General features: G+C 71.7%; 22 protein-coding genes and 2 tRNA genes. 8 read left to right on the top strand and 16 right to left on the bottom strand.

Translation table 11 applies throughout. From position 1 onward, the window contains the following. Positions 1-86: 86 nt before the first annotated feature. Positions 87-1253, top strand: a complete 1167-nt coding sequence (locus ACE3UN_RS15440) for an HD-GYP domain-containing protein (RefSeq protein ID WP_374675866.1) — start codon at positions 87-89, stop codon at positions 1251-1253. A gap of 21 nt (positions 1254-1274) precedes the next feature. On the opposite strand, the gene ACE3UN_RS15435 is transcribed toward ACE3UN_RS15440, so the two are convergent. The 4 genes from ACE3UN_RS15435 to ACE3UN_RS15420 all read right to left on the bottom strand — a co-directional run bounded on the left by ACE3UN_RS15435 (position 1275) and on the right by ACE3UN_RS15420 (position 4597). Continuing rightward, on the bottom strand, positions 1275-1559 hold the full coding sequence (locus tag ACE3UN_RS15435; RefSeq protein WP_374675865.1) for a late competence development ComFB family protein: 285 nt from the start codon (positions 1557-1559) through the stop codon (positions 1275-1277). A gap of 126 nt (positions 1560-1685) precedes the next feature. After that, a complete protein-coding gene (nadC, locus tag ACE3UN_RS15430; protein ID WP_374675864.1) occupies positions 1686-2558 on the bottom strand; it encodes a carboxylating nicotinate-nucleotide diphosphorylase in 873 nt (290 codons plus the stop codon). A gap of 10 nt (positions 2559-2568) precedes the next feature. Continuing rightward, the gene (gene nadA / locus ACE3UN_RS15425) at positions 2569-3681 is read right to left on the bottom strand and encodes a quinolinate synthase NadA (RefSeq protein ID WP_374675863.1); all 1113 of its coding nucleotides are present in this window, start codon (positions 3679-3681) and stop codon (positions 2569-2571) included. 64 nt (positions 3682-3745) lie between these two features. Then, positions 3746-4597 (bottom strand): helix-turn-helix transcriptional regulator, encoded by an 852-nt coding sequence (locus ACE3UN_RS15420; protein WP_374675862.1) that lies wholly within the window; start codon positions 4595-4597, stop codon positions 3746-3748. A gap of 74 nt (positions 4598-4671) precedes the next feature. Between ACE3UN_RS15420 and ACE3UN_RS15415 the strand changes: the two genes are divergently transcribed. Continuing rightward, positions 4672-5922, top strand: coding sequence for an MFS transporter (locus ACE3UN_RS15415; protein WP_374675861.1), 1251 nt, complete (start codon positions 4672-4674; stop codon positions 5920-5922). 16 nt (positions 5923-5938) lie between these two features. On the opposite strand, the gene ACE3UN_RS15410 is transcribed toward ACE3UN_RS15415, so the two are convergent. Continuing rightward, positions 5939-6838 (bottom strand): EamA family transporter, encoded by a 900-nt coding sequence (locus ACE3UN_RS15410; protein ID WP_374675860.1) that lies wholly within the window; start codon positions 6836-6838, stop codon positions 5939-5941. Positions 6839-6944: 106 nt separating this feature from the next. Here ACE3UN_RS15410 and ACE3UN_RS15405 point away from each other — a divergent pair, with 106 nt between their 5' ends. From ACE3UN_RS15405 to ACE3UN_RS15395, 3 genes are all read left to right on the top strand, one after another. Continuing rightward, entirely contained in the window at positions 6945-7412 is a 468-nt protein-coding gene (locus ACE3UN_RS15405) for an Lrp/AsnC family transcriptional regulator (RefSeq protein ID WP_374675859.1), read from the top strand. A gap of 2 nt (positions 7413-7414) precedes the next feature. Beyond that, entirely contained in the window at positions 7415-7921 is a 507-nt protein-coding gene (gene rraA, locus ACE3UN_RS15400) for a ribonuclease E activity regulator RraA (RefSeq protein WP_374675858.1), read from the top strand. Between the two features lie 45 nt (positions 7922-7966). Further along, a tRNA-Pro gene (locus tag ACE3UN_RS15395) sits at positions 7967-8043 on the top strand. Positions 8044-8121: 78 nt separating this feature from the next. Here the strand turns inward: ACE3UN_RS15395 and ACE3UN_RS15390 are convergent. From ACE3UN_RS15390 to ACE3UN_RS15375, 4 genes are all read right to left on the bottom strand, one after another. Continuing rightward, the gene (locus tag ACE3UN_RS15390) at positions 8122-8316 is read right to left on the bottom strand and encodes a hypothetical protein (protein ID WP_374675857.1); all 195 of its coding nucleotides are present in this window, start codon (positions 8314-8316) and stop codon (positions 8122-8124) included. A 66-nt stretch (positions 8317-8382) separates the two neighbouring features. Then, positions 8383-9153 carry a hypothetical protein gene (locus tag ACE3UN_RS15385; protein WP_374675856.1) on the bottom strand — a complete coding sequence of 257 codons (771 nt, stop codon included), beginning with the start codon at positions 9151-9153 and terminating at the stop codon, positions 8383-8385. Between the two features lie 107 nt (positions 9154-9260). Further along, positions 9261-9337 (bottom strand) — tRNA-Arg (locus tag ACE3UN_RS15380). 20 nt (positions 9338-9357) lie between these two features. Continuing rightward, complete coding sequence (locus ACE3UN_RS15375) at positions 9358-10050, bottom strand: glutathione S-transferase N-terminal domain-containing protein (protein WP_374675855.1); 693 nt, start codon at positions 10048-10050, stop codon at positions 9358-9360. Positions 10051-10100: 50 nt separating this feature from the next. Here ACE3UN_RS15375 and ACE3UN_RS15370 point away from each other — a divergent pair, with 50 nt between their 5' ends. Further along, on the top strand, positions 10101-10778 hold the full coding sequence (locus ACE3UN_RS15370; protein ID WP_374675854.1) for a hypothetical protein: 678 nt from the start codon (positions 10101-10103) through the stop codon (positions 10776-10778). A gap of 9 nt (positions 10779-10787) precedes the next feature. On the opposite strand, the gene ACE3UN_RS15365 is transcribed toward ACE3UN_RS15370, so the two are convergent. The 3 genes from ACE3UN_RS15365 to ACE3UN_RS15355 all read right to left on the bottom strand — a co-directional run bounded on the left by ACE3UN_RS15365 (position 10788) and on the right by ACE3UN_RS15355 (position 13916). After that, complete coding sequence (locus ACE3UN_RS15365) at positions 10788-12014, bottom strand: acyl-CoA dehydrogenase family protein (RefSeq protein WP_374675853.1); 1227 nt, start codon at positions 12012-12014, stop codon at positions 10788-10790. A 65-nt stretch (positions 12015-12079) separates the two neighbouring features. Beyond that, a complete protein-coding gene (locus ACE3UN_RS15360; RefSeq protein ID WP_374675852.1) occupies positions 12080-13171 on the bottom strand; it encodes a phosphotransferase in 1092 nt (363 codons plus the stop codon). Between the two features lie 40 nt (positions 13172-13211). Beyond that, on the bottom strand, positions 13212-13916 hold the full coding sequence (locus ACE3UN_RS15355) for a Crp/Fnr family transcriptional regulator (protein ID WP_374675851.1): 705 nt from the start codon (positions 13914-13916) through the stop codon (positions 13212-13214). Positions 13917-14009: 93 nt separating this feature from the next. Here ACE3UN_RS15355 and ACE3UN_RS15350 point away from each other — a divergent pair, with 93 nt between their 5' ends. After that, entirely contained in the window at positions 14010-14783 is a 774-nt protein-coding gene (locus ACE3UN_RS15350; RefSeq protein WP_374675850.1) for a class II aldolase/adducin family protein, read from the top strand. 17 nt (positions 14784-14800) lie between these two features. Here ACE3UN_RS15350 and ACE3UN_RS15345 read toward each other — a convergent pair whose 3' ends face one another. Next, positions 14801-15580 (bottom strand): oxepin-CoA hydrolase, alternative type, encoded by a 780-nt coding sequence (locus ACE3UN_RS15345; RefSeq protein ID WP_374675849.1) that lies wholly within the window; start codon positions 15578-15580, stop codon positions 14801-14803. 154 nt (positions 15581-15734) lie between these two features. On the opposite strand from ACE3UN_RS15345, the gene ACE3UN_RS15340 reads away from it, so the two are divergent. Then, positions 15735-17579, top strand: coding sequence for a FimV family protein (locus ACE3UN_RS15340; protein WP_374675848.1), 1845 nt, complete (start codon positions 15735-15737; stop codon positions 17577-17579). Positions 17580-17597: 18 nt separating this feature from the next. On the opposite strand, the gene ACE3UN_RS15335 is transcribed toward ACE3UN_RS15340, so the two are convergent. The 3 genes from ACE3UN_RS15335 to ACE3UN_RS15325 are packed head-to-tail and all read right to left on the bottom strand — an operon-like array spanning position 17598 to position 20087. Next, entirely contained in the window at positions 17598-18770 is a 1173-nt protein-coding gene (locus ACE3UN_RS15335; RefSeq protein ID WP_374675847.1) for a pyridoxal phosphate-dependent aminotransferase, read from the bottom strand. Further along, entirely contained in the window at positions 18760-19707 is a 948-nt protein-coding gene (locus tag ACE3UN_RS15330) for a CysB family HTH-type transcriptional regulator (protein WP_374675846.1), read from the bottom strand. The genes ACE3UN_RS15335 and ACE3UN_RS15330 overlap by 11 nt, the downstream gene beginning before the upstream one ends. Beyond that, the gene (locus ACE3UN_RS15325) at positions 19704-20087 is read right to left on the bottom strand and encodes a sirohydrochlorin chelatase (protein ID WP_374675845.1); all 384 of its coding nucleotides are present in this window, start codon (positions 20085-20087) and stop codon (positions 19704-19706) included. Before ACE3UN_RS15325 ends, ACE3UN_RS15330 begins: the two co-directional genes overlap by 4 nt. Positions 20088-20089 lie beyond the last annotated feature (2 nt).

The raw sequence follows: 20089 nt of genomic DNA, 5'->3' as shown, positions 1-20089 counted from the left end.
TACACACTGCCCCGGTTGCCCCGGGGGGTATGTTGCGGTACACCTCTCCCAGGGGTGGCTGCGGTTGCCGCCCGGAGGGCCGGACCATGGAGACGTCTCAGCGCACGCCGCTCGCGGCCGTGCGCGACCTGGTGGCGGTGGGCCAGCCGCTGCCCTTCCATGTGCACGATCCCGCGGGCCGGCGCCTGCTGGCCGAGGGGCAGGTCATCGTCAGCGACACCCAGCTGGAGATGCTGATGGAGCGGGGCGCCTGGGCCGAGAGCGAACAGGTGCACACCGCGCGCAAGCAGCGGGAGGCAGCCGGCGGCGGCGCGGGCGCTGCGCTGGTCTCGACCTACCGGCGCCCGTCATTGTTCGACCGCTGGGAGCGCCTGACCTGGGACCTGGACGCGCTGCTGCGCAAGGTCCTGGCCGGCATGGCGTGCGGGCCCGAGCTGCACGAGCTGGCCGACCAGCTGATCGCACAGGTCGATCGTGATGTCGACGTGGCGCTGTTCATGACCATCCGGCCGCCGGACACCCGCTTTGCCCTGTACGCCTTGACCCATGCCCTGCACGCGGCGACGGTGGGGGTGGTGCTGGCCCGCCAGCTCGGCTGGCCGGCGGACAGGCAGCACCTGCTGGTGCGCGCGGCACTCACCATGAACGTGTCGATCCTCGAGCTGCAGGCGCACATGGCGGCCGAGCCGGACCCGCCCAACGCGCGCCAGCGGGCGGCCATCCGCGCCCACCCAGAGGCCTCGGTGACGCTGCTGATGGGCGCCGGCGTCAGCGACGTCGCCTGGCTGGAGGCGGTGCGCCAGCACCACGAACGGACGGATGGCCAGGGTTACCCGGCCGGGCGGCGCGACATCGACGAGGTGGCACGCGCCTTGGGCGTGGCCGATGTCTTCACCGCCAAGCTCAGCCCGCGCGCGTTCCGCCAGGCGCTGCCGGTGCAGTCGGCCGCACGCCAGCTGTTCCAGGACGAGCGTGGCGGGCCGCTGGCCGGGGGGCTGATCAAGGCCCTGGGGCTGTACCCGCCGGGCGACCTGGTGGCGCTGAAGAACGGAGAGGTGGCGGTCGTCACGCACCGCGGCGCCAGCGCCACCACACCGCGCGTGGCCAGCCTCAGCAACGCCGCGGGGCAGCCGGTGGCCAGCAGCCTCATGCGGGACACGGCACACGCCGACTACGCCATCGTCGGCCCGGCCAGCGACCCGCGGCGCTTTGCGCGGGTGCTGCCGGAGCGGGTGTACGGCCTGATCGAATGACGGGCGGCGGCGGCGCGTCGCTCAGCGGCGCGCCCGCATCGCGTTGCGCGCCTGCACGAAGCCGAAGGCGAACTCCACCGCCTCCTGCACGGCGCGCTCGCTTTCCGTGCGCTCGTGTTCCGTCTGGAAGAAGGCGAAATCCACGTCGTGCCGGATGTAGCGCGGAGGCAGGCGGTTCAGCGCGACGCAGGCGATGTCCGCGAGCACGTCGTCGTTCTCCTCCAGGTGTGGGTAGTGGCGGGCCTGGTCCAGCACGGCAGCGTACACCGCCTTCTCGTAGAAGTTGTGGATCGACGAGGTGTCCATCTCGGTCGGGGGCAGAAGTGGCGATCCGGCCGAGTGTGGCGCGCCGGGCGCCGGCCCGGGCGCCGAAATGCGTGCAGTTTCCCGCGCGCTTCTGGCACCGGCGTCCGCCGCCGGGCCAGGCGTGGGTCAGCCGGCCACGGCGTCCAGCACGCGCAGGGAGTAGTCGACCGCGGTCACGTCCTTCGTGAGCTTGCCGATGGAGATGCGGTCGACGCCGGTGGCGGCGATCTCGCGCAGCGCCGGCAGCGTCACGCCACCCGAAGCCTCCAGCAGCGCGCGGCCGGCGGTCAGGGCCACCGCCTCGCGCATCTGGGGCGGGGTGAAGTTGTCCAGCAGCACGCTGGTCGCGCCGGCGTCCAGCGCCTGCTGCAGCTCGGCGAGCGACTCGACCTCGATCTGGATGTCCACGCCCGCGTCGAGCGCGCGCGCCTGGTGCAGCACGGCGGCGATGCCGCCGGCCGCGGCGATGTGGTTCTCCTTGATGAGGATGCCGTGCCACAGCGCCAGGCGCTGGTTCTGGCCGCCGCCCACGCGCACGGCGTACTTCTGCGCCTGGCGCAGCCCCGGCAGCGTCTTGCGCGTGTCCAGCACCGCGCAGCCCCGGGGGTTGGGCGACGCACCGGCGATGGCATCGACGTGGCGCCGGGTCACCGTGGCCGTGGCCGACAGCAGCTGCAGGAAATTGAGGGCGGGCCGTTCGGCCGAGAGCAGCGCCCGGGCGTCCGCCGCGATCTCGCACACCGGCGTGTCGGCCGCCATGCGGGCGCCTTCGGCGTAGTGCCAGTGCAGCTCGGCCTGCGGGTCGAGCGCGGTGACGCAGGCGTCGAACCACTCGCGGCCGCACAGCACGGCGTCCTCTCGCACCGTGACGCGGGCGCGCACGCGGCGGCCGGCCGGAACCAGCCGGCCGGTCCAGTCGCAGCGGCCGATGTCCTCGAACAGCGCGTCGCGCACATTGCGTGCGCGTGCCTCGTCCAGGGTCTCGTCGTGATCGAACATGCCGGTCTCCTCAGGCCGCGCCGATGCCGCGCACCATGCCCTGCACCTTGGGTGCCAGGGCCGCAGGGTGGGCGGCAACGAAGGCCAGCATGCGGTCGATGCAGCGCACGGCCTGCTGGCCGACTGCCGGGTCGACATGCACCTCGCCGCTGCCGTGCTCCAGGCAGTCCACGAGCCCCTGCAGGCCGTTCATGGCCATCCAGGGGCAGTGCGCGCAGCTCTTGCAGGTGGCCGAGTTGCCGGCCGTGGGCGCCTCGATCAGCGTCTTGCCCGGTGCCAGCTGGCGCATGCGGTGCATGATGCGGTTGTCGGTGGCGACGATGTACTCCTTCGCGTGGCCCTCGATGACCGCCTTGAGCATCTGCGAGGTGGAGCCCACCACGTCGGCCAGTTGCACCACCCCCTCGGGCGACTCGGGGTGCACGAGCACCATGGCCTCGGGATGCTCGGCCTTGAGCAGGTCCAGCTCCAGCGCGCGGAACTCGTCGTGCACGATGCAGGCGCCATGCCACAGCAGCATGTCCGCCCCGGTTTCCTGCTGGATGTAGCGGCCGAGGTGGCGGTCGGGGGCCCACAGGATCTTCTGCCCCTGCGCCTTCAGGTGGCGCACGATGGCCAGTGCGCAGGAGCTGGTCACCATCCAGTCGGCGCGGGCCTTCACGGCGGCGCTGGTGTTGGCGTACACCACCACCTGGCGGTCGGGGTGCGCGTCGCAGAAGGCGGCGAAGTCGTCGGGCGGGCAGCCCAGGTCCAGCGAGCAGGTGGCGTCCAGGTCCGGCATCAGCACCCGCTTGGTGGGCGACAGGATCTTGGCCGATTCGCCCATGAAGCGCACGCCGGCCACCACCAGGGTCTGGCTCGGGTGGTCGCGGCCGAAGCGCGCCATTTCCAGCGAGTCGGCCACGCAGCCGCCGGTTTCCAGCGCCAGGTCCTGCAGGTCGCCGTCCACGTAGTAGTGGGCCACCAGCACCGCGTCGTGTGCCTTGAGCAGCCGGGCGGCGCGCGTCTTGAGGTCGTCGCGCTGGGCAGGGCTCAGCGGCACCGGCACCTTGGCCCAGGCGTGGGCGGTGCAGGTGGCGCCCGTGGCGTCCTGCAGCGTGTAGTCGTAGACAGCATCCGTCATGGCGGGATTCTAGGTGGGGGCCTGGGCGAGGCCGGGCGCCGGGGTCATGCGGCGCCCGGCCTGCTCAGGCCTCGGCGAAGAAGCGGCTGGGCGGCATGCCCACCGCGCGGGTCACCATCGCGCTGAAGGCGCTCGGGCTGGCGTAGCCCAGCTCGGCGGCGATCAGCTGCATGGGCTGCTTGCGCGCCGCCAGCTGCAGCGCCCGGGCCAGCAGCAGCTGCTGGCGCCACTGGGCGTAGCTGGTGCCCAGCTCGTCGCGGAACCAGCGCGACAACGTGCGCGGGCTCGTCGCCGCCTCCGCCGCCCATCCTTCGATGTCGGGGTGCCGCAGCGGCTGCTCCAGCATGGCCTCGCACATCCGGCGCAGCCGCGGCCCGGACGGCAGCGGCAGGCCCAGGGGCAGGGCGCGCGCCTGCGCCAGTTCGTCGACCACCAGCGTGGTGATGGCCGCGTCGCGCTGGCGCGCCGCTGCGCCGGCCAGCGGGTCGTCCGCGCACGCAGCCAGCTGCAGCACCAGCTCGCGCAGCAGCGCAGACACCTCCAGCACCCGGCAGTGCCGCCATCCCCCCCCGGGCGACCGGGCGGCCAGGGCCTGCACCGCCGGCTCGCCCAGGTACAGCGTGCGCAGGTCGGCCTGCTCGACGGCCGTCACCGCATGCACGACGCCCGGCGGGATCCACACCGCGCGGGCGGGTGGCACCAGGTAGCTGCTGTCCGCGCCGGCGTGCCGGGCCGACACGCGCACCGCGCCAGCCACCGAGAACACCAGCTGCGCCCAGGCGTGCTCGTGCGGCTGGATGTTCATCTGGTGGGCCATCTGGCGCGCCTTGGCGCGCAGCGGCCGCTCGGCCGAGGGCGCGTAGCGCTGCGGGTCCAGTGGCGGCACGCTGGCGGGGCGAGGGGGCAGGGCGCTCATCGGTGGCTGAAAGTCGACAGATGTTGGCAAGCTATCGTAACCAGGCCGGGTTCGGGCTGCCTACAGTGGGGTCGATGAACACGGTCACCTTACCGGCTGGCAGCCCACCGGGCCCCTCCGCCCGCGCCGACTACACCACCATCGGGCTCATCGGCCTGGCACACGGCTGCTCGCATTTCTTCCACATGCTGCTGCCGCCGCTGTTCCCGGTGTTCATCCGGGACTTCGGGCTCAGCTATTCCGAGCTCGGGCTCCTGGTCACGACCTTCTTCGTCATTTCCGGCGTGGGCCAGGCCCTGGCGGGGTTCCTGGTGGACCGCACCGGGGCGCGGCCGGTGCTCTTCGCCGCCGTGGCCTGCTTCGTGGCCGCCGCGGTGGCGGCCGCGGGCGCGAACGGCTTCGCCGGCCTGATGCTCGCGGCGTCGCTGGCCGGGCTGGGCAACGCACCGTTCCACCCGGTCGACTTCACCATCCTCAACAAGCGGGTGTCGTCCCCGCGCCTGGGACACGCCTTCTCGGTGCATGGCATCTCGGGCAACCTCGGCTGGGCGCTGGCGCCGGTCGTGTTGATCGGCCTGACCGAGGCGACCGGCAGCTGGCGCATGGCGTACCTCGGCTGCGCGCTGCTCGCCGCGGTGGTGCTGGCGGTGCTGCTGCTCAAGCGCGACGCGATCGACGACCGCATCGGCCAGTGGGCGCACGAGAAGGCGGCCGGCGCCGTGCCGGCGGAGCATCCGCTGGCCTTCCTGAAGTTGCCATCGGTGTGGCTGTGCTTTTCGTTCTTCTTCTTCACCACGGCGGCACTGAGCGCCATCCAGAGCTTTGCCAGTCCGGCGCTGCAGCAGATGTTCGGCCTGCCTGTAGGCCTGACGGCCTTCGTGGTGACCGGCTACATGCTGTGCGGTGCCGTGGGCATGGTGATGGGCGGCTTCCTCGTCGCCCGGGGCGATGCGCTGGAGCGCAACATCGCCGTGGCGATGGCAGCGGCCGCCGTGTTGCTGGTGCTGGCCGGCACCGGCTGGCTGCCGGGCGCGCTCTCGGCGGCGCTGGTGGCCGTGGCCGGCTTCGGCACCGGCCTGGCCGGGCCTTCGCGCGACATGCTCATCAAGCGCGCCGCACCACCAGGCGCCACCGGTCGCGTCTATGGCACGGTGTACTCCGGCCTGGACGTGGGCTTTGCCGTGGCGGCGCCCATCTTCGGCGCGCTGATGGACGGCGGCCGCCCCCAGGCCGTGTTCATGGGTTCCGCGCTCGCGCTGGTGCTGGGCGTGGCGGCGGCCGGCCTGGTGGGCGTGACACGCCGGCGGCCGCTGGCCGCGGCATGACCGGCTGCCCGCCCCGTCAGGCGGGGCGCCGGCCGCCTAGCAGCAGCACCACGCCCGCCAGCACCACCGCCACCGCGGACCATTCGTAGCCTGTCACCGTTTCCCCGGCGATGGCCACGCCCAGCAGCATGGCGATCACCGGGTTGACGAAGGCGTAGCTCGACGCCAGGCCGGCCGAGGCCTGCGCCAGCAGCACCATGTAGGCATTGAACGCGATCAGCGAGCCGAAGACCACGAGGTACAGCCACGCGCCGACGGCCACGGGCTCGGGCGGCCACACGGGTGCCTCGCCTGCCACCCACGACATGCCCATCAGCACCGCGCCACCACACAGCATCTCGCTGGCGAAGCCCATGGGCCCGGGCGCCAGCGGCAGGGTGCGCTGGCTGAGCACGCTGCCGATCGACCAGGTGAGGCAGGCCAGCGTGACGGCCACGAGTCCTTCGGTGGAGGCCTGGAAGCTGGCGCCCTGGGTGAGCATGAGCACGCCCGCCAGGCCGACCGCGATGCCGCCGGCTTCCAGGCGGCCCGGCCGCACGCCATAGGCGAGGTTGACCAGCGCGATCATCAGCGGCAGCACGGCGATGAACGCGACCACCAGGCCCGAGCCCACGCTGGTCTCGGCCACCGCGGTGCCGCCCATGCCTCCACCGAGCATCAACGCGCCGCAGACCAGCGCATTGCGCCATTGCAGCGCGCTGGGCATCGGGGCACCGCGCCAGCGCATCCAGGCCAGCAGCAGGGCGCCGGCCACCAGAAAGCGCGTGCCCATCTGGAAGTAGGGCGGGAAGCTGATCAGCGCGTACTTGATCGCCAGGTAGGTGGAACCCCAGACCAGCCAGGTGGCGGCCAGGCAGGCCAGCACCAGGGGCGACAGGCCGGGCCAGGCGGAACGGGAGGCGAGAGCGGTCGTCATGGTGGACATGCTAGAAAAGCGCGCCGCCTGGATCCATGCGACTTCAAAGGTGTTGTGCGGGCGGGGCGCCGGAAAGTCAAGGTCGAATGGGTGTTAGGCTTTGCAGATGCCCGACACCCTGTCTTTCGACGGTTACGACGCCCGGATCCTGGCCGAGTTGCAAGCCGATGCGCGGCTGTCCATGACGGAGCTCGGCCGGCGTGTCCACCTGTCGCAACCGGCCGTGACCGAGCGCGTGCGCAAGCTGGAGGCGGCCGGCGTCATCACCGGCTACCGCGCCACGGTGAACCCGCAGGCGCTGGGCTACGGCATCCGGGCGATCATCCGCGTGGGGCGCGCCGAGTACGGGCGCATCGTGCGCCTGGTGGGCGACACACCGGAGGTGGTCACCGCCTACAACGTCACCGGGGAGGACAGCTGGGTGCTGGAGATCGCCGTCGTCGACGTGGCGCACCTCGACGCCGTGGTCTCGCGCTTTTGCGAGCTGTCCGAAACCAGCACGTCCATCATCCTCAAGGTCACCCGCGACCACCAGCCGCTGGCGCCCGCCCGCGGCCCGCAACCAGGAGCCTGACCATGCCTGCCTCCAGCCCGTCCACCTGCGACCTGTGCGACCGCTTCCGCGACAGCGATGCCGTGGGTTTCCGCGTCCTGCCCTCGGTGTTCCGTCTCTATGGCGGCCACGCCGCGTTCCACGGCCCCGTGCGCACGCTGCGCTGCTTCGAGGACAACGCCCTGCTGCGCGAGCGCCTGCAGACGCCCGGTGACGGGCACGTGCTGGTGGTGGACGCCGGCGCGTCCCTGCGCCGTGCGGTGCTGGGCGGCAACCTCGCCGGCTTCGCGGCGGCGCAGGGCTGGGCCGGCGTGCTCGTGCACGGCGCCGTGCGCGACCTGGCCGAACTGCGCGCCGCGCAGGTGGGCATTGCGGCCCTGGGCCATTGCCCCTTGCCCACCGCCCGCCACAGCGGCATGCCGGGCGGTGCGCTGGACGTGCCGGTGCAGGTCGCCGGCGCCCTCGTGCGCCCCGGGGACTGGCTCTACGCGGACGAAGACGGGGTGGTGGTCAGCGACGCGGCGCTGTGAGCCGGCCAGGCGCCGCGACCCGGCGGCTACAATGCGCCCCTTCGTCGGGGTGTAGCGCAGCCTGGTAGCGCAACTGCTTTGGGAGCAGTGGGTCGGACGTTCGAATCGTCTCACCCCGACCATCCGCCCACCGCGGCTTGGCCGCGTCGCTCAGCGCCTGCCGGACGCAGCCGTCGGTGCGGTGCGGTCGCGAGGCGCGCTCACGCCTGCTCGCCGGAGGGCCCGCCGCACGGCGACTGCCACTCGCGCAGCTCGGTGGCCAGGACGGATTGCCCGTCCTGCTCGGCCCGCCGTATCAGAGCCTGGACGTTGTCGTCCGTGACCTTCTCGTGTCCCAGCCCCTTGCGGAGCAGGCGGTACACGTCCTCGACTTCCTGCAGTTGCGCGTCGTTCATGCCTGGCCTTTCGTCCATGGCCAGGACGGGCAAGCGGCATTCCGCCGCCTGGCGCCGGGACTCACGTCATTGCAGGGCCATGGGGGTGAGCACCGTGCCGGCCTCGAGGCTGCCGATCACGTTGTTGCCGTAGGTGTAGGCCTTGGCGGGCGCCGGGGCAGAGATGCCCACAGGGCCACCCATCACGGTGGCCCGGTTGAGGTGGAAGGCCGCGAACGACCCCGTGCCCAGCAGGCCGGTCTGTTCGTAGCGGTCCACCAGCGTGTCCCACAGGAACACCGGGCTCACGGCGGTGGGGTTGGACCGCACGCCGATGAGGTTGCCCAGGATGGAGCTGTTCGACACGAAGACCCGAGAACGCGCGGTGGCGCGGTTGTCGATGCCCACGCCGGGGCTGCCGCGGAAGTTGCGGATCGAGGTGTTCTCGATGTGGACGTCGCCACTCAGCACGATCACCCCGGCGAGTCCCGTGCCCGCGCCTTCGATCTGCAGCCCGCGCAGGTAGACCATGCTGCCCGTGGGCGCGTTCACGGTGACCCCGTTGCTGGACGGCGCCAGGACGCCGGCTTCACCCGATCCCTCCGAGACGATGGTGATCGCCTTGGTGATGGTGACGGCACCGTAGCCGCCAGGGTCCAGCGTGCTGATCTGGCCGCCCGTGGCCGTCTTGGAGATGGCGCCTGCGAAGGTCTTGCACGGCGCCGTGCGGCTGCACGGGTTGGCGTCGTCGCCGACACCGGACACCCATGTGCGCGTGGCTTGGGCGTGCGCGGCACCGGCCGCGGACACGGCGATCGCCCAGGTGAGGACACGAAGGTGGGACTGCAGGCGCGACATCGGCGGCTCCATGGACAACATCGCCGCGAGCGTACCTCGTGCCGCCGTGCCCGTGCTGGGCAGAGGGGCACGGCGCGCACGTGGGCATGACGCACCGCACGCCGATCTGGCCTGCCCGGAGGGACTCGAACCCCCGACCTGCTGCTTAGAAGGCAGCTGCTCTATCCAGTTGAGCTACGGGCAGCGCGGGCGCGATTCTACGGATCAGCGCCGGGCGAACTGGCGGGCGCCGAACAGCACCTCGCGTGCCTTGTCGTCCGTGATGGGCTTGCGCCGGTCTGCCAGCACCTCCACGCCACGCTGCACGGCCGGCCGCTTGGCGATTTCGTCGAACCAGCCCTTGAGGTGCGGGAACTCGTCCCAGGCGATGCCCTGGTTCTTCCACGAGCGCAGCCAGGGGAAGACGGCGATGTCGGCGATGGAGTAGTCCGGGCCGCCCAGGTAGCGCGACTGCGCCAGCCGGCGGTTCATCACTCCGTACAGCCGTCGCGCCTCGTTGGTGTAGCGGTCGACGGCATAGGGGATCCGCTCGGGCGCGTAGATGCGAAAGTGGTGCGCCTGCCCCAGCATGGGCCCCACGCTGGCCATCTGGAACATCAGCCACTGCAGCACCTCGTACCTGCCTCGGGTGCCTGCGGGCAGGAAGCGGCCGGTCTTGCCGGCCAGGTACAGCAGGATCGCGCCGGATTCGAACAGCGAGATGGGTTCGCCATCGGGTCCATCGGGGTCGACCAGCGCCGGGATCTTGTTGTTCGGGCTGATGGCCAGGAACCGCGGCTCGAACTGGTCCCCGGCGCCGATGTCGACAGGAATGGCGCGGTAGGGCAGGCCACACTCCTCGAGCATGATGTGCACCTTGTGCCCGTTGGGCGTGGCCCACGAATACACTTCGATCATGACCTTGGCTCCTCGACAGTGGCCCCTGGTGGCACTCTAAACCAGCCGACATGCTGAAGCTCCTGCGGCGCTGGATCCGAGGCGGCCCCGACGCGGGCCGGGAGGCGTTGCAGGCCTGGTGCGAGAGCACCGGATGGGCATTGCGCGGCATCCGCGACGAGCCCGGCTTCGTCATCGAGACACGGCCCGGCGAGCTGGCGGGCCGCATCGAATGGGGCCCGTCGCATCGCCACTACCTGGGTGCGCACGAGCTGCGACTGCGTGGCGAGCTGGTGATGCCGGCCGACATGCATGCCGTGGTGATGCCCAAGGCGCTGATGGACACGGTGGAGAGCGAGCTGTTCGCGCAGGCGGTGGGGCGGGTGCGCACCCGCATCGACGACACCCTGCCGGAGGAGGTGCGCTGGCTCGCGGTGTCGCCTCGGCTCAGTGGCGCCCTGATGGGCGGGCTGAAGGTCGACTATGCCGCCGCGAGCAGCCATGTGCCGTGGCTGGCCCATTGGGTGCAAGGCCCGCTCGGCGATGCGCTGGCGGCCCGCGCGAAGCTGCCGCCCGCCGATGCGCCGCCGTTCGCGCTGATCGCCCACCGCGGCCGGCTGACGCTGCGCGTGGCCATGCCCGATCCGGACGTGGCCGGCGTGCAGGCGGCCATGAACCTCTTCGACCTGGCGCTGGAGCAGGCGCGGCTGTCGCCGCCGCCCCCGGATGCGGAGGACGACGGCGGCTGATCCGGCCGCTCAGTGCCGCGGCGGCAGGTGCTTGCCGAGCTCGATCTTGGCGATCGCGTTGCGGTGCACCTCGTCCGGGCCGTCGGCGAAACGCAGGGTGCGCGCCTGGGCGTAGTAGAAGGCCAGCGGGAAGTCCTGGCACATGCCGGCGCCGCCATGCACCTGCATGGCCCAGTCGATCACCTGGCAGGCCATTTGGGGCGCCACCACCTTGATCATGGCGATCTCCGCCTTGGCCGCCTTGTTGCCCGCCACGTCCATCATCCAGGCGGCCTTCAGCGTGAGCAGGCGGGCCTGCTCGATGCGGCAGCGGGCCTCCGCGATGCGCTCCTGTGTCACGCCGTGCTGGGCGATGGGCTTGCCGAAGGCCACGCGCTGCAGGGCGCGCTGGCACATCAGGTCGATGGCGCGCTCGGCCAGCCCGATCAGGCGCATGCAGTGGTGGATGCGGCCCGGGCCCAGGCGTCCCTGGGCGATCTCGAAGCCGCGGCCCTCGCCCAGCAGCAGGTGGCTGGCCGGCACACGCACGTCGTCGAACTGGATCTCCATGTGGCCATGCGGTGCGTCGTCGTAGCCCATCACGCTGAGCGGGCGGATGATCTTCACGCCCGGCGCGTCCATGGGCACCAGGATCATGGACTGCTGCGAATGGCGCGGCGCCTCGGGGTCCGTCTTGCCCATGAAGATGAGGATCTTGCAGCGCGGGTCGCCACCGCCGCTGGTCCACCACTTGCGGCCGTTGATGACGAACTCGTCGCCGTCGCGCCGGATGCTTGCCTCGATGTTGGTGGCATCGCTGGAGGCCACCGCCGGCTCGGTCATGGCAAAGCCCGACCGGATCTCCCCGGCCAGCAGCGGCTCGAGCCAGCGCTTCTTCTGCTCGGGCGTGCCGTAACGCACCAGCACTTCCATGTTGCCGGTGTCGGGGGCGGAGCAGTTGAACACCTCGCTCGACCACAGCACCCGGCCCATCAGCTCGGCCAGGGGGGCGTACTCCTGGTTGCTCAGTCCCGCGCCGTACTCGCTCTCGGGCAGGAACAGGTTCCACAGCCCGGCGGCCCGGGCCTTGGGCTTGAGTTCCTCGATCACCTGCAGCGGCGTCCAACGACGTCCGGCCTGCGTGTTGGCCTCCAGCTCGGCCCAGTAGCGGCCCTCGGCCGGGAAGATGTGCTCGTCCATGAAGGCCGAGACGGCGGCGCGCAGTTCCTGCGTGCGAGGGGAGTAGCCGAAGTCCATGGCGTGTCCTTGGGGCGTGTGCCCGGTGATCGAGAAATGAACGCGGTGCGCGGCCCTGGGGCCGCTCAGGCCGCCTGGGCGAACTGCCAGGCCAGCGCAGCCAGCCGGGGAGCCATGTCGCCCGTTGCGCGGGCGGAGGCACTCGAGGCCGTGCCGTCCACCACGCGCTTGGCAATGCCCTGCGCGATGGCGGAGAGACGGAACAGGTTGTAGGCGAGGTAGAAGTTCCAGTCGGCCATGACGGCATCCACGTCCATGCCGCGGCCCGTGCGCTCGGCCACGCGCTCGCAATAGCGGTGCACGTAGTCGCGCTCGGCGGGGATGCCGAGCGCAGCGATGTCCAGCCCCGCGATGCCGCGGAACAGCCCGGCCGGGATGTGCCAGCTCATGCAGTGGTAGCTGAAATCGGCCAGCGGGTGCCCGATGGTGGACAGCTCCCAGTCGAGCACGGCCGTGATGCGGGGCTCGGTGGGATGGAAGATCAGGTTGTCCAGCCGGTAGTCGCCGTGCACGATGCTCACCTGGCTCTCGTCACGTGCACTGGCCGGGATGTGCGCGGGCAGCCAGGCCAGCAGCTCGTCCATGGCCGGGTTGGGGCCGGTCACCGAGGCCAGGTACTGCTTGCTCCAGCGGCCGATCTGGCGCTCGAAGTAGTTGCCGGGCTTGCCGTAGTCGGCCAGGCCGACCGCGGCCACGTCCACGCTGTGCAGCGCGGCGATCACCCGGTTCATCTCGTCGTAGTGGACGGCACGCTCGGCCGGCGTCATGCCTGGCAGGGCCTGGTCCCACAGCACACGCCCCTGCACGAACTCCATCACGTAGAAGGCGCGTCCGATGATGGCCTCGTCCTCGCACAGCAGGTGCATCTGCGTCACCGGCACGGCGGTGTCACGCAGTGCCGACATGACGCGGAACTCGCGCTCGATCGCGTGCGCCGACGGGAGCAGCCTGGCCGCCGGGCCGGGCTTGCTGCGCATCACGTAGGCACACCCGGGCGTGACGAGCTTGTAGGTCGGGTTGGACTGCCCGCCCTTGAACTGCTCCACGCTCAGCGGCCCGGCGAAGCCCGGCAGGTGGTCGGCCAGGTAGGCCTCGAGGGCCGCCACGTCGAAGGCGTGGCTGGCGGCGACGGGCTTGGTGCCGGTGTACTGTTCCATCGGTCGGTTCATCCCCGCGGCGGGATGAGCCGCCGGGCAGTCAGCGGTCGGTCACCGCCATGAGTTTCTCGCGCGACAGCACCACCAGCCGCGTGGGCTCCACGCGCAGCACGCCGTCGCGTTCCAGCTCCTTGAGCTCCTGGTTCACGCGCTGGCGAGAGGCACCGAGCAGCTGGGCCAGGTCTTCCTGCGCCAGCTGCAGGCCGATGCGGATCTCCTCGCCCTGCGCGATGCCGTAGCTCTTCGCCAGCAGCAGCAGCTGCTTGGCCAGGCGGGCGGCCAGCGGCTTGGTGTTCAGGTCCTCGATGAGGTTGAACATCAGCCGCAGCCGACGGCAGTTCAGGCGCAGCAGCGCGTCGTACAGCTCCACGTGCTGCGACAGCAGCTCCTTGAAATCGGCCTTGCGCACGACCAGCAGCGTCGTCGGGCCATGGGCGTGGGCATCGTGCGTGCGCGGCAGCCCGTCGAACAAGGCGATGTCGCCGAACCAGGTGCCGGGCTCCACGTAGGTCAGCGACACCTGCTTGCCCGAGAGAGACACCGAGCTCACGCGCACCGCCCCCTTGGCCACACCGGTCCAGTCCTCCGCGGGCGTCCCCTTGGCCGCCAGCGGTGCGCCGTCCGCCAGCCGCCGCACGTTGGCACGCGCCAGGATGGCGGCACGCAGTGCGGGGGAGAGCGAGGAAAACCATGCGCCTGAATCGATGTTGTGTCGCTCGTCGATTGTAAGAATGGGGGTATTCATCATTTGTCCCTGACGCGACAGCCAGCGCATCATCTGCCTCGGTATTGTCCATAAGCCGATCGCTCGGCTTCACCCCTTTGCAAGGAGGTCTCCATGGGCACCCCCACTGCGCCTGACACCGCCCCGCCTCCGGGCTGCCCGCCCGAGGAATGGCAGGTCCGTGTCGACCTCGCCGCGGCTTACCGTCTGGTGGCCCTGTTCAAGTGGGACGACCTCATCTTCACGCACATCAGCGCCCGCGTTCCCGGGCAGGGGCATGCCTTCCTCATCAACCCGTACGGGATGATGTTCGAGGAGATCACGGCGTCCAGCCTGGTGAAGGTGGACACCGAGGGCCGCAAGCTGGACGACTCACCCTTCCCGGTGAACCCCGCGGGCTTCACCATCCACAGTGCCATCCATGCCGCCCGCGACGACGCGCAATGCGTGCTGCACACGCACACGCTGAACGGCGTGGCGGTGTCCGCGCAGCGCGACGGCATGCTGCCCATCTCCCAGCATTCCATCTTCGTGCTGGCCAGCCTGGCCTACCACGACTACGAGGGCGTCGCGCTGCGGGACGACGAGAAGCCGCGTCTGGTGGCCGACCTCGGCGACCGCCGCCACCTCATGCTGCGCAACCATGGCCTGCTGACCGTCGGGCGCAGCGTGGCCGAGGCCTTCCAGGCGATGTACTTCTTCGAGGCCGCCTGCACGATCCAGGTGCGTGCGATGGCGGGCGGCACCCCGCTCAGCACGATCGAGCCGGAGATCATCCGCACGGCCATGGCCCAGGCGGCGCAGGTGACCAAGGGGCAGGGCGCCAACCTCGCCTGGCCCGGGCTCAAGCGCCGCCTCGACCGGCAGCTGCCGGGCTACGACCTCTAGCGGGGGCGCGGCGCGCCTCAGCGGAACTGCGGCGGCCGCTTGGCGAAGAAGGCGTCCAGGCCCTCGCCGCCGTTGTCATGGAATAGATTCGCCACGAAGGCATCTCGCTCGGCATCCATGTGCGCCTGCAGGCTGCGGCCGGGACCGGCCTGGACCAGCTCCTTCACGCTGGCCAGTGCATTGGGCGCCATGGCGGCCAGCTGCACGGCCAGGGCGAGTGCGGCCGCGTGCGCCTGGCCGGGCTCCGCCAGCCGGTTCACCACCCCCAGCGCATGCAGCCGCTCGGCCGACACCGGTTCAGCCAGCCACACGAGCTCCAGCGCGAGCGCGCGGGGCAGGGCGCGGGCCAGGTGCCAGGTGGCCCCGCCGTCGGGCGACAGGCCGACGCGGCCATAGGACATGACGAAGCGCGCATCGCGCGCCGCGACGATGAGGTCGCAGGCCAGCGCGAGCGACATCCCCCCGCCGGCGGCAAAGCCTTCCACGGCGGCGATCACCGGCTTGGGGAAGCTGCGCAGCGCGTCCACCAGGGTATGGAACAGGTCGATCGAGGCGGCCTGCGCCTCGGGCGGCCGCCCACGCGCCCCGCCGATGCGGCGCAGGTCGCCGCCGGCGCAGAAGTGTGCGCCGTCACCACGCAGCACCACGCTGCGCACCTCGGCGTTCGATTCGGCGGTGCCCAGGGCCTCGATGGCGGCCGTCACCGCCTGGGGCGACAACGAGTTGCGCGTCTCGGTGCCCGACAGGGTGAGGACCAGCGTCTGGTCTTCCTGGGCAGTGATGAGCTGTGAAGGCATGATGGGCGCGCACAGCCGACGGGGCCACGCGTCTGGGTCGGGACGGGAGCCATTCTTGCACCCGCCTGGGCGGCCGTTTCGTCCATAGCCTGAGCCCGTGTTCGTAAGCAAACGTGATAGAGTGCCCCGACCACCCCAACCAGTGCCACTCGGCATGCCCCCACGAGCGACCGCGCTGACACTTGCTTCCGCCCTCACGGCGTTGGCTCCCTCGGCGCAGGCGCTGGGCATCGGCCGGTTGCAGTCGGCGGTGACCCTCGGGCAACCGCTCGAGCTGGCCATCCCGGTCCGCCTGGAAGCGGGCGATGCGGTGGAACCCGGCTGCGTGCATGCCGAGGTGCTGGCAGGCGAGTCGCGCTGGGGGCAGGACCTGCTCCGCGCGCGCCTGGAGCCGGTGGCCGGCACCCGCTCCGCGCAGGCGGTGGTGCGGGCCGAGGGCCCGGGCCAGTGGCTGCTGCGTGTCACGAGCAGCCCCGTGGTCGACGAGCCGGTGCTGGAGGTGACTGTCGCGCTGGGCTGCGACCGCCGGTTCTCTCGCCGCTTCACCGTGCTGGCCGATCCGGCTGGCACCGGCCCGTCGGGCGGTGTTCCCCTGCCCGCGCCCGCCGCCCCCGCCCCGCCACCCTCAGCGGCTGACTCGCCGCCATCCCTGGGAGAGGCGCGGCCCGCCGCCCGCCCGGCGCGACCGGCACGCCCCCGCGCGGACCGCGCACCGGCCGCCCCGGGGGCCACCGTCGAGAGGCCGCTGCCGCCCGCCTCGACGCGCGCACAGGCACCCGGCACACGGCGGCCAGCCCCCACCGCGGCACCCGGCGCGCGCCTGCTGCTGGAGGTGGCGCCTCCGCAGCTCAAGCTGGACATCGAGGAGCCTGTCTTCATGCCGGCCCCGGCGGCCGAGCCCGCGGCCAGCGAGAGCGAGACCGTGTCCGATGCGCAGCGCCTTGCAGGGCTGGAGCGCACGCTGCGCGAGCTGCAGAAGGAACGGCAGGCCGGTCAGGACACCGCAGCGGCGCTGCGCGCCCAGATGCAGGCCGCGCAGACGCAGGGCCAGGCCGTGCCCTGGCTCGCCGTGGCACTCGCGCTCGCGATGGGGGTGGCCGGATGGCTGGCCTGGCGACTGCGCCGGCAGTCGCGCCTGGCGGCCGCCCGCGAGCCGGCGTGGTGGGCCGACGGTCGGACCGACGGTCGGGCCGGCGACGCCCGTGCGCCGGCCCCGGCCGTGGACGACCTGGGGCCGGTGGAGTTCGTCCCGCCGTCCGATCTGGGGCGGCTGGACGAGGCGCACACCGCGCCAGCCCGGCCCGACGAGGGCCCGCGCCCGTTCGCCGCTCCGACGCTGCCTCAGGCGCTAGCGCCCTCGGTGTCGGTCGACCTGCCGGCCGAGCGCACCGTGGCGGAGCTTCCCCGGCTGCCCGCAGAGCCGGACCCGGCGGCCACCGTCGAGGCCGCCTCCGAGGCGGGCACGGTGCGGGAGGTGTCGGTGGAGGAACTGCTCGATCTGGAGCAGCAGGCGGATTTCTTCATCGCGCTGGGCCAGGAGGACGCGGCCATCGACCTGCTGATGTCGCACCTGCGCAGCACGGGCGGCATGAGCCCGCTGCCCTACACGAAGCTGCTGGAGATCTACCACCGCCAGAACGATCCGGACGGCTACGAACGCATCCGCACGCGCTTCAACCGCCGCTTCAACGCCTACGCGCCCGACTGGGCGCAAGGCCCCGTGGCGGGCCGCCACCTGGAGGACTACCCCGAGGTCATCGAGCGCCTGCAGGCCTGCTGGGACGACCCGGTGGAAGCCATGGCGCTGCTGGAGGCGATGCTCTTCCGCCGTGCGGATGCGAACGAGCTGTTCGACCTGCCGGCCTACCGGGACGTGCTGCTGCTGTACGCGCTGGCGCGCGACGTGGCGCAGCACAGCGGCATCGCGCTGCCGTCGGTGGACGTGCTGCTGCCGCTGGCCTGCGACAGCCCCGACGAGGCCGACGGCCCGCTGCGCTGACGGCGCGGGTCGGGGGGCTCACAGCCGCGCCAGGCGGCGCAGGGCCTCGTCGAGCGTGGCCTCCTGCTTGGCGAAGCAGAACCGCACCACACGGCGCGCGGGCGGCGCCGCATGGAAGGCGGACAGCGGAATGGCGGCCACGCCCACTTCCGTGGTGAGCCATTCGCAGAACGCCTGGTCGGGCAGATCGCTCACCCGGCCGTACTCGACGCACTGGAAGTAGCTGCCCGCGCAGGGCAGCAGGTCGAACGCCGTGCCCGCCAGGCCGGCGCGGAAGCGGTCGCGCTTGCCCTGGTAGAAGGCGGACAGGCCCTCGTAGTGCCCCGGCTGCTGCAGCCAGGCGGCCAGGCCATGCTGCATGGGCGTGTTCACCGTGAACACGTTGAACTGGTGCACCTTGCGGAACTCCGCCATCAGGGCCGCCGGGGCGGCCACATGACCGACCTTCCAGCCGGTCACGTGGAAAGTCTTGCCAAAGCTGGACACGACCACGCTGCGCGCGGCGAGCCGCGGGTCGCCGCTGACGCTGGCGTGGCTGGCGCCGTCGAACACCATGTGCTCATACACCTCGTCGGACACGACCACCACGTCGGTGGGCGCCAGCAGCTCGGCCAGCCGCTGGCGGTCGTGCGCCGTCCACACCGTGCCGGTGGGGTTGTGCGGCGTGTTCACGAACAGCAGCCGCGTGCGCGGCGTCAGGGCCGCCTGCAGGCGGTCGAAGTCGATCCGGTAGGTGGCGCTGTCCAGCGGCACGCGCACCAGCCGGCCGCCGGCCAGTGCCACGGCGGGCGCGTAGCTGTCGTAGCAGGGGTCCAGCACGATGGCCTCGTCGCCCGGGTGGAGCAGCGCCAGCACCGTGGTGAGCAGCGCCTGGGTCGCCCCGGCCGTGACCGTGATCTCCGTGTCCGGGTCGTAGCGGTGGCCGTGCAGCCGCGCCATCTTGTCCGACAGTGCCTGGCGCAACGCCGGCACGCCGGCCATGGGCGGGTACTGGTTGTGGCCGGCGCGCATGGCCTGGTGCACCGCCTCCACCAGCCCGGGGTCGCAGTCGAAGTCGGGGAAGCCCTGGCCGAGGTTGACCGCCCCGTGCCGCTGGGCCAGCGCGGACATCACGGTGAAGATGGTGGTCCCGACCTCGGGCAGGCGGCTGGCCACGGCCGGCGTGCGCGGCGCAAGCAGCTCAGAGCTCATAGTGGTTCCCCTGGACACCCATGGCGCGCTCGATCAGCCCGCGGCTCAGCCGGTCGGACAGCAGCTCGGCGAAGGTGAGCACGAAACTGCGCAGGTAGGCGCCGCGACGGAACGCCACGCGCGCGGTGTTGCTGCCGAAGAGGTAGCCGGCCGGCTTCCACACCAGGTCGGCGTCCTGGCTGCCTTCGGCGCTCATCGCCATCTCGGCCACGATGCCGATGCCCAGGCCGCTGCGCACATAGGTCTTGATGACGTCGGAGTCGATGGCCTCCAGCGCGACGTTGGGCTTGAGCTGGCGCTGGGCGAACGCCTGGTCCACGCGCTTGCGGCCGGCGAACGCCGGGTGGTAGGAAATCAGCGGCTCGGCGGCCAGCTGCTCGAGCGAGGGCCGCTCCACCGAGGCCAGCGGGTGGCCGGCGGGCAGCACGATGACGTGCGACCACTCGTAGCAGGGCAGGGTGACGAGCTCGTCGTAATCCGCCAGCGATTCGGTGGCCAGGCCGATGTCGGCCTGGTCGGACAGCAGCATGGCCGCCACCTGGTCGGGCGTGCCCTGGTGCAAGGTGATCTGCACCTTGGGATGGCGGCGCCGCAGCTCGGCGATGGGCGTGGGCAGGATGTAGCGGGCCTGGGTGTGGGTGGCCGCGATCGACAGCCGGCCACTGTCCTGCTTGGAGAACTCCTCCCCGATGCGCTTCAGGTTGGCCACCTCGCGCAGGATGATCTCGACCGACTTGAGCACCTCCTGGCCGGGCTCCGTGACGCGCTTGAGGCGCTTGCCGTGGCGCACGAAGATGTCCACCCCCAGCTCCTCTTCCAGCTCGAGGATGGCCTTCGAGATGCCGGGCTGGGAGGTGAACAGGGCCTTGGCCGTCTCCGTCAGGTTGAGGTTGCGGCGCACCGCCTCCTGCACGAAGCGGAACTGGTGCAGGTTCATGCGGCCCCCGGCGCCGGCGGTGCGGGCTCGACGGCGATGCGGGCCAGCGCGTCGACCAGCACGGGGGACTCGCCGGCGGCGGCACGCAGTGTCCACTGCACGGCGGGGAAGGCCGCACGCAGGGCCTCCACCTGTGCGGGAAGGTCCTTGCGCACATGGCCGCCGGCACCCAGGAACAGCGGCAGCACCTCCACGGCGGTGCAGCCGGCCCCGGCCAGCGCCGCCCCGGCGGCCGGCAGATCCGGCGACATGAACTCCAGGAAGGCGAGGGACACGGGCTGCCCGGGGCGAAGCTCGCGCACGCGCGCCGCGACACGTTCGAACGGCTCGGCCCAGCGGGGATCACGCGCGCCGTGGGCAAACAGGATGAGGCCTTGCATCG

The organism is Ideonella sp., assembly GCF_041918995.1.
Lineage (GTDB): Bacteria > Pseudomonadota > Gammaproteobacteria > Burkholderiales > Burkholderiaceae_C > Ideonella.
This window is presented reverse-complemented; position numbering and strand designations above follow the sequence as displayed.

Excerpts from the sequence above, each read along its gene's own strand:
- ACE3UN_RS15440 (WP_374675866.1), top strand. The coding sequence starts at position 87 with ATGGAGACGTCTCAGCGCACGCCGCTCGCGGCCGTGCGCGACCTGGTG.
- ACE3UN_RS15435 (WP_374675865.1), bottom strand. The coding sequence starts at position 1,559 with ATGGACACCTCGTCGATCCACAACTTCTACGAGAAGGCGGTGTACGCT.
- nadC (WP_374675864.1), bottom strand. The coding sequence starts at position 2,558 with ATGTTCGATCACGACGAGACCCTGGACGAGGCACGCGCACGCAATGTG.
- nadA (WP_374675863.1), bottom strand. The coding sequence starts at position 3,681 with ATGACGGATGCTGTCTACGACTACACGCTGCAGGACGCCACGGGCGCC.
- ACE3UN_RS15420 (WP_374675862.1), bottom strand. The coding sequence starts at position 4,597 with ATGAGCGCCCTGCCCCCTCGCCCCGCCAGCGTGCCGCCACTGGACCCG.
- ACE3UN_RS15415 (WP_374675861.1), top strand. The coding sequence starts at position 4,672 with ATGAACACGGTCACCTTACCGGCTGGCAGCCCACCGGGCCCCTCCGCC.
- ACE3UN_RS15410 (WP_374675860.1), bottom strand. The coding sequence starts at position 6,838 with ATGACGACCGCTCTCGCCTCCCGTTCCGCCTGGCCCGGCCTGTCGCCC.
- ACE3UN_RS15405 (WP_374675859.1), top strand. The coding sequence starts at position 6,945 with ATGCCCGACACCCTGTCTTTCGACGGTTACGACGCCCGGATCCTGGCC.
- rraA (WP_374675858.1), top strand. The coding sequence starts at position 7,415 with ATGCCTGCCTCCAGCCCGTCCACCTGCGACCTGTGCGACCGCTTCCGC.
- ACE3UN_RS15390 (WP_374675857.1), bottom strand. The coding sequence starts at position 8,316 with ATGAACGACGCGCAACTGCAGGAAGTCGAGGACGTGTACCGCCTGCTC.
- ACE3UN_RS15385 (WP_374675856.1), bottom strand. The coding sequence starts at position 9,153 with ATGTCGCGCCTGCAGTCCCACCTTCGTGTCCTCACCTGGGCGATCGCC.
- ACE3UN_RS15375 (WP_374675855.1), bottom strand. The coding sequence starts at position 10,050 with ATGATCGAAGTGTATTCGTGGGCCACGCCCAACGGGCACAAGGTGCAC.
- ACE3UN_RS15370 (WP_374675854.1), top strand. The coding sequence starts at position 10,101 with ATGCTGAAGCTCCTGCGGCGCTGGATCCGAGGCGGCCCCGACGCGGGC.
- ACE3UN_RS15365 (WP_374675853.1), bottom strand. The coding sequence starts at position 12,014 with ATGGACTTCGGCTACTCCCCTCGCACGCAGGAACTGCGCGCCGCCGTC.
- ACE3UN_RS15360 (WP_374675852.1), bottom strand. The coding sequence starts at position 13,171 with ATGGAACAGTACACCGGCACCAAGCCCGTCGCCGCCAGCCACGCCTTC.
- ACE3UN_RS15355 (WP_374675851.1), bottom strand. The coding sequence starts at position 13,916 with ATGAATACCCCCATTCTTACAATCGACGAGCGACACAACATCGATTCA.
- ACE3UN_RS15350 (WP_374675850.1), top strand. The coding sequence starts at position 14,010 with ATGGGCACCCCCACTGCGCCTGACACCGCCCCGCCTCCGGGCTGCCCG.
- ACE3UN_RS15345 (WP_374675849.1), bottom strand. The coding sequence starts at position 15,580 with ATGCCTTCACAGCTCATCACTGCCCAGGAAGACCAGACGCTGGTCCTC.
- ACE3UN_RS15340 (WP_374675848.1), top strand. The coding sequence starts at position 15,735 with ATGCCCCCACGAGCGACCGCGCTGACACTTGCTTCCGCCCTCACGGCG.
- ACE3UN_RS15335 (WP_374675847.1), bottom strand. The coding sequence starts at position 18,770 with ATGAGCTCTGAGCTGCTTGCGCCGCGCACGCCGGCCGTGGCCAGCCGC.
- ACE3UN_RS15330 (WP_374675846.1), bottom strand. The coding sequence starts at position 19,707 with ATGAACCTGCACCAGTTCCGCTTCGTGCAGGAGGCGGTGCGCCGCAAC.
- ACE3UN_RS15325 (WP_374675845.1), bottom strand. The coding sequence starts at position 20,087 with ATGCAAGGCCTCATCCTGTTTGCCCACGGCGCGCGTGATCCCCGCTGG.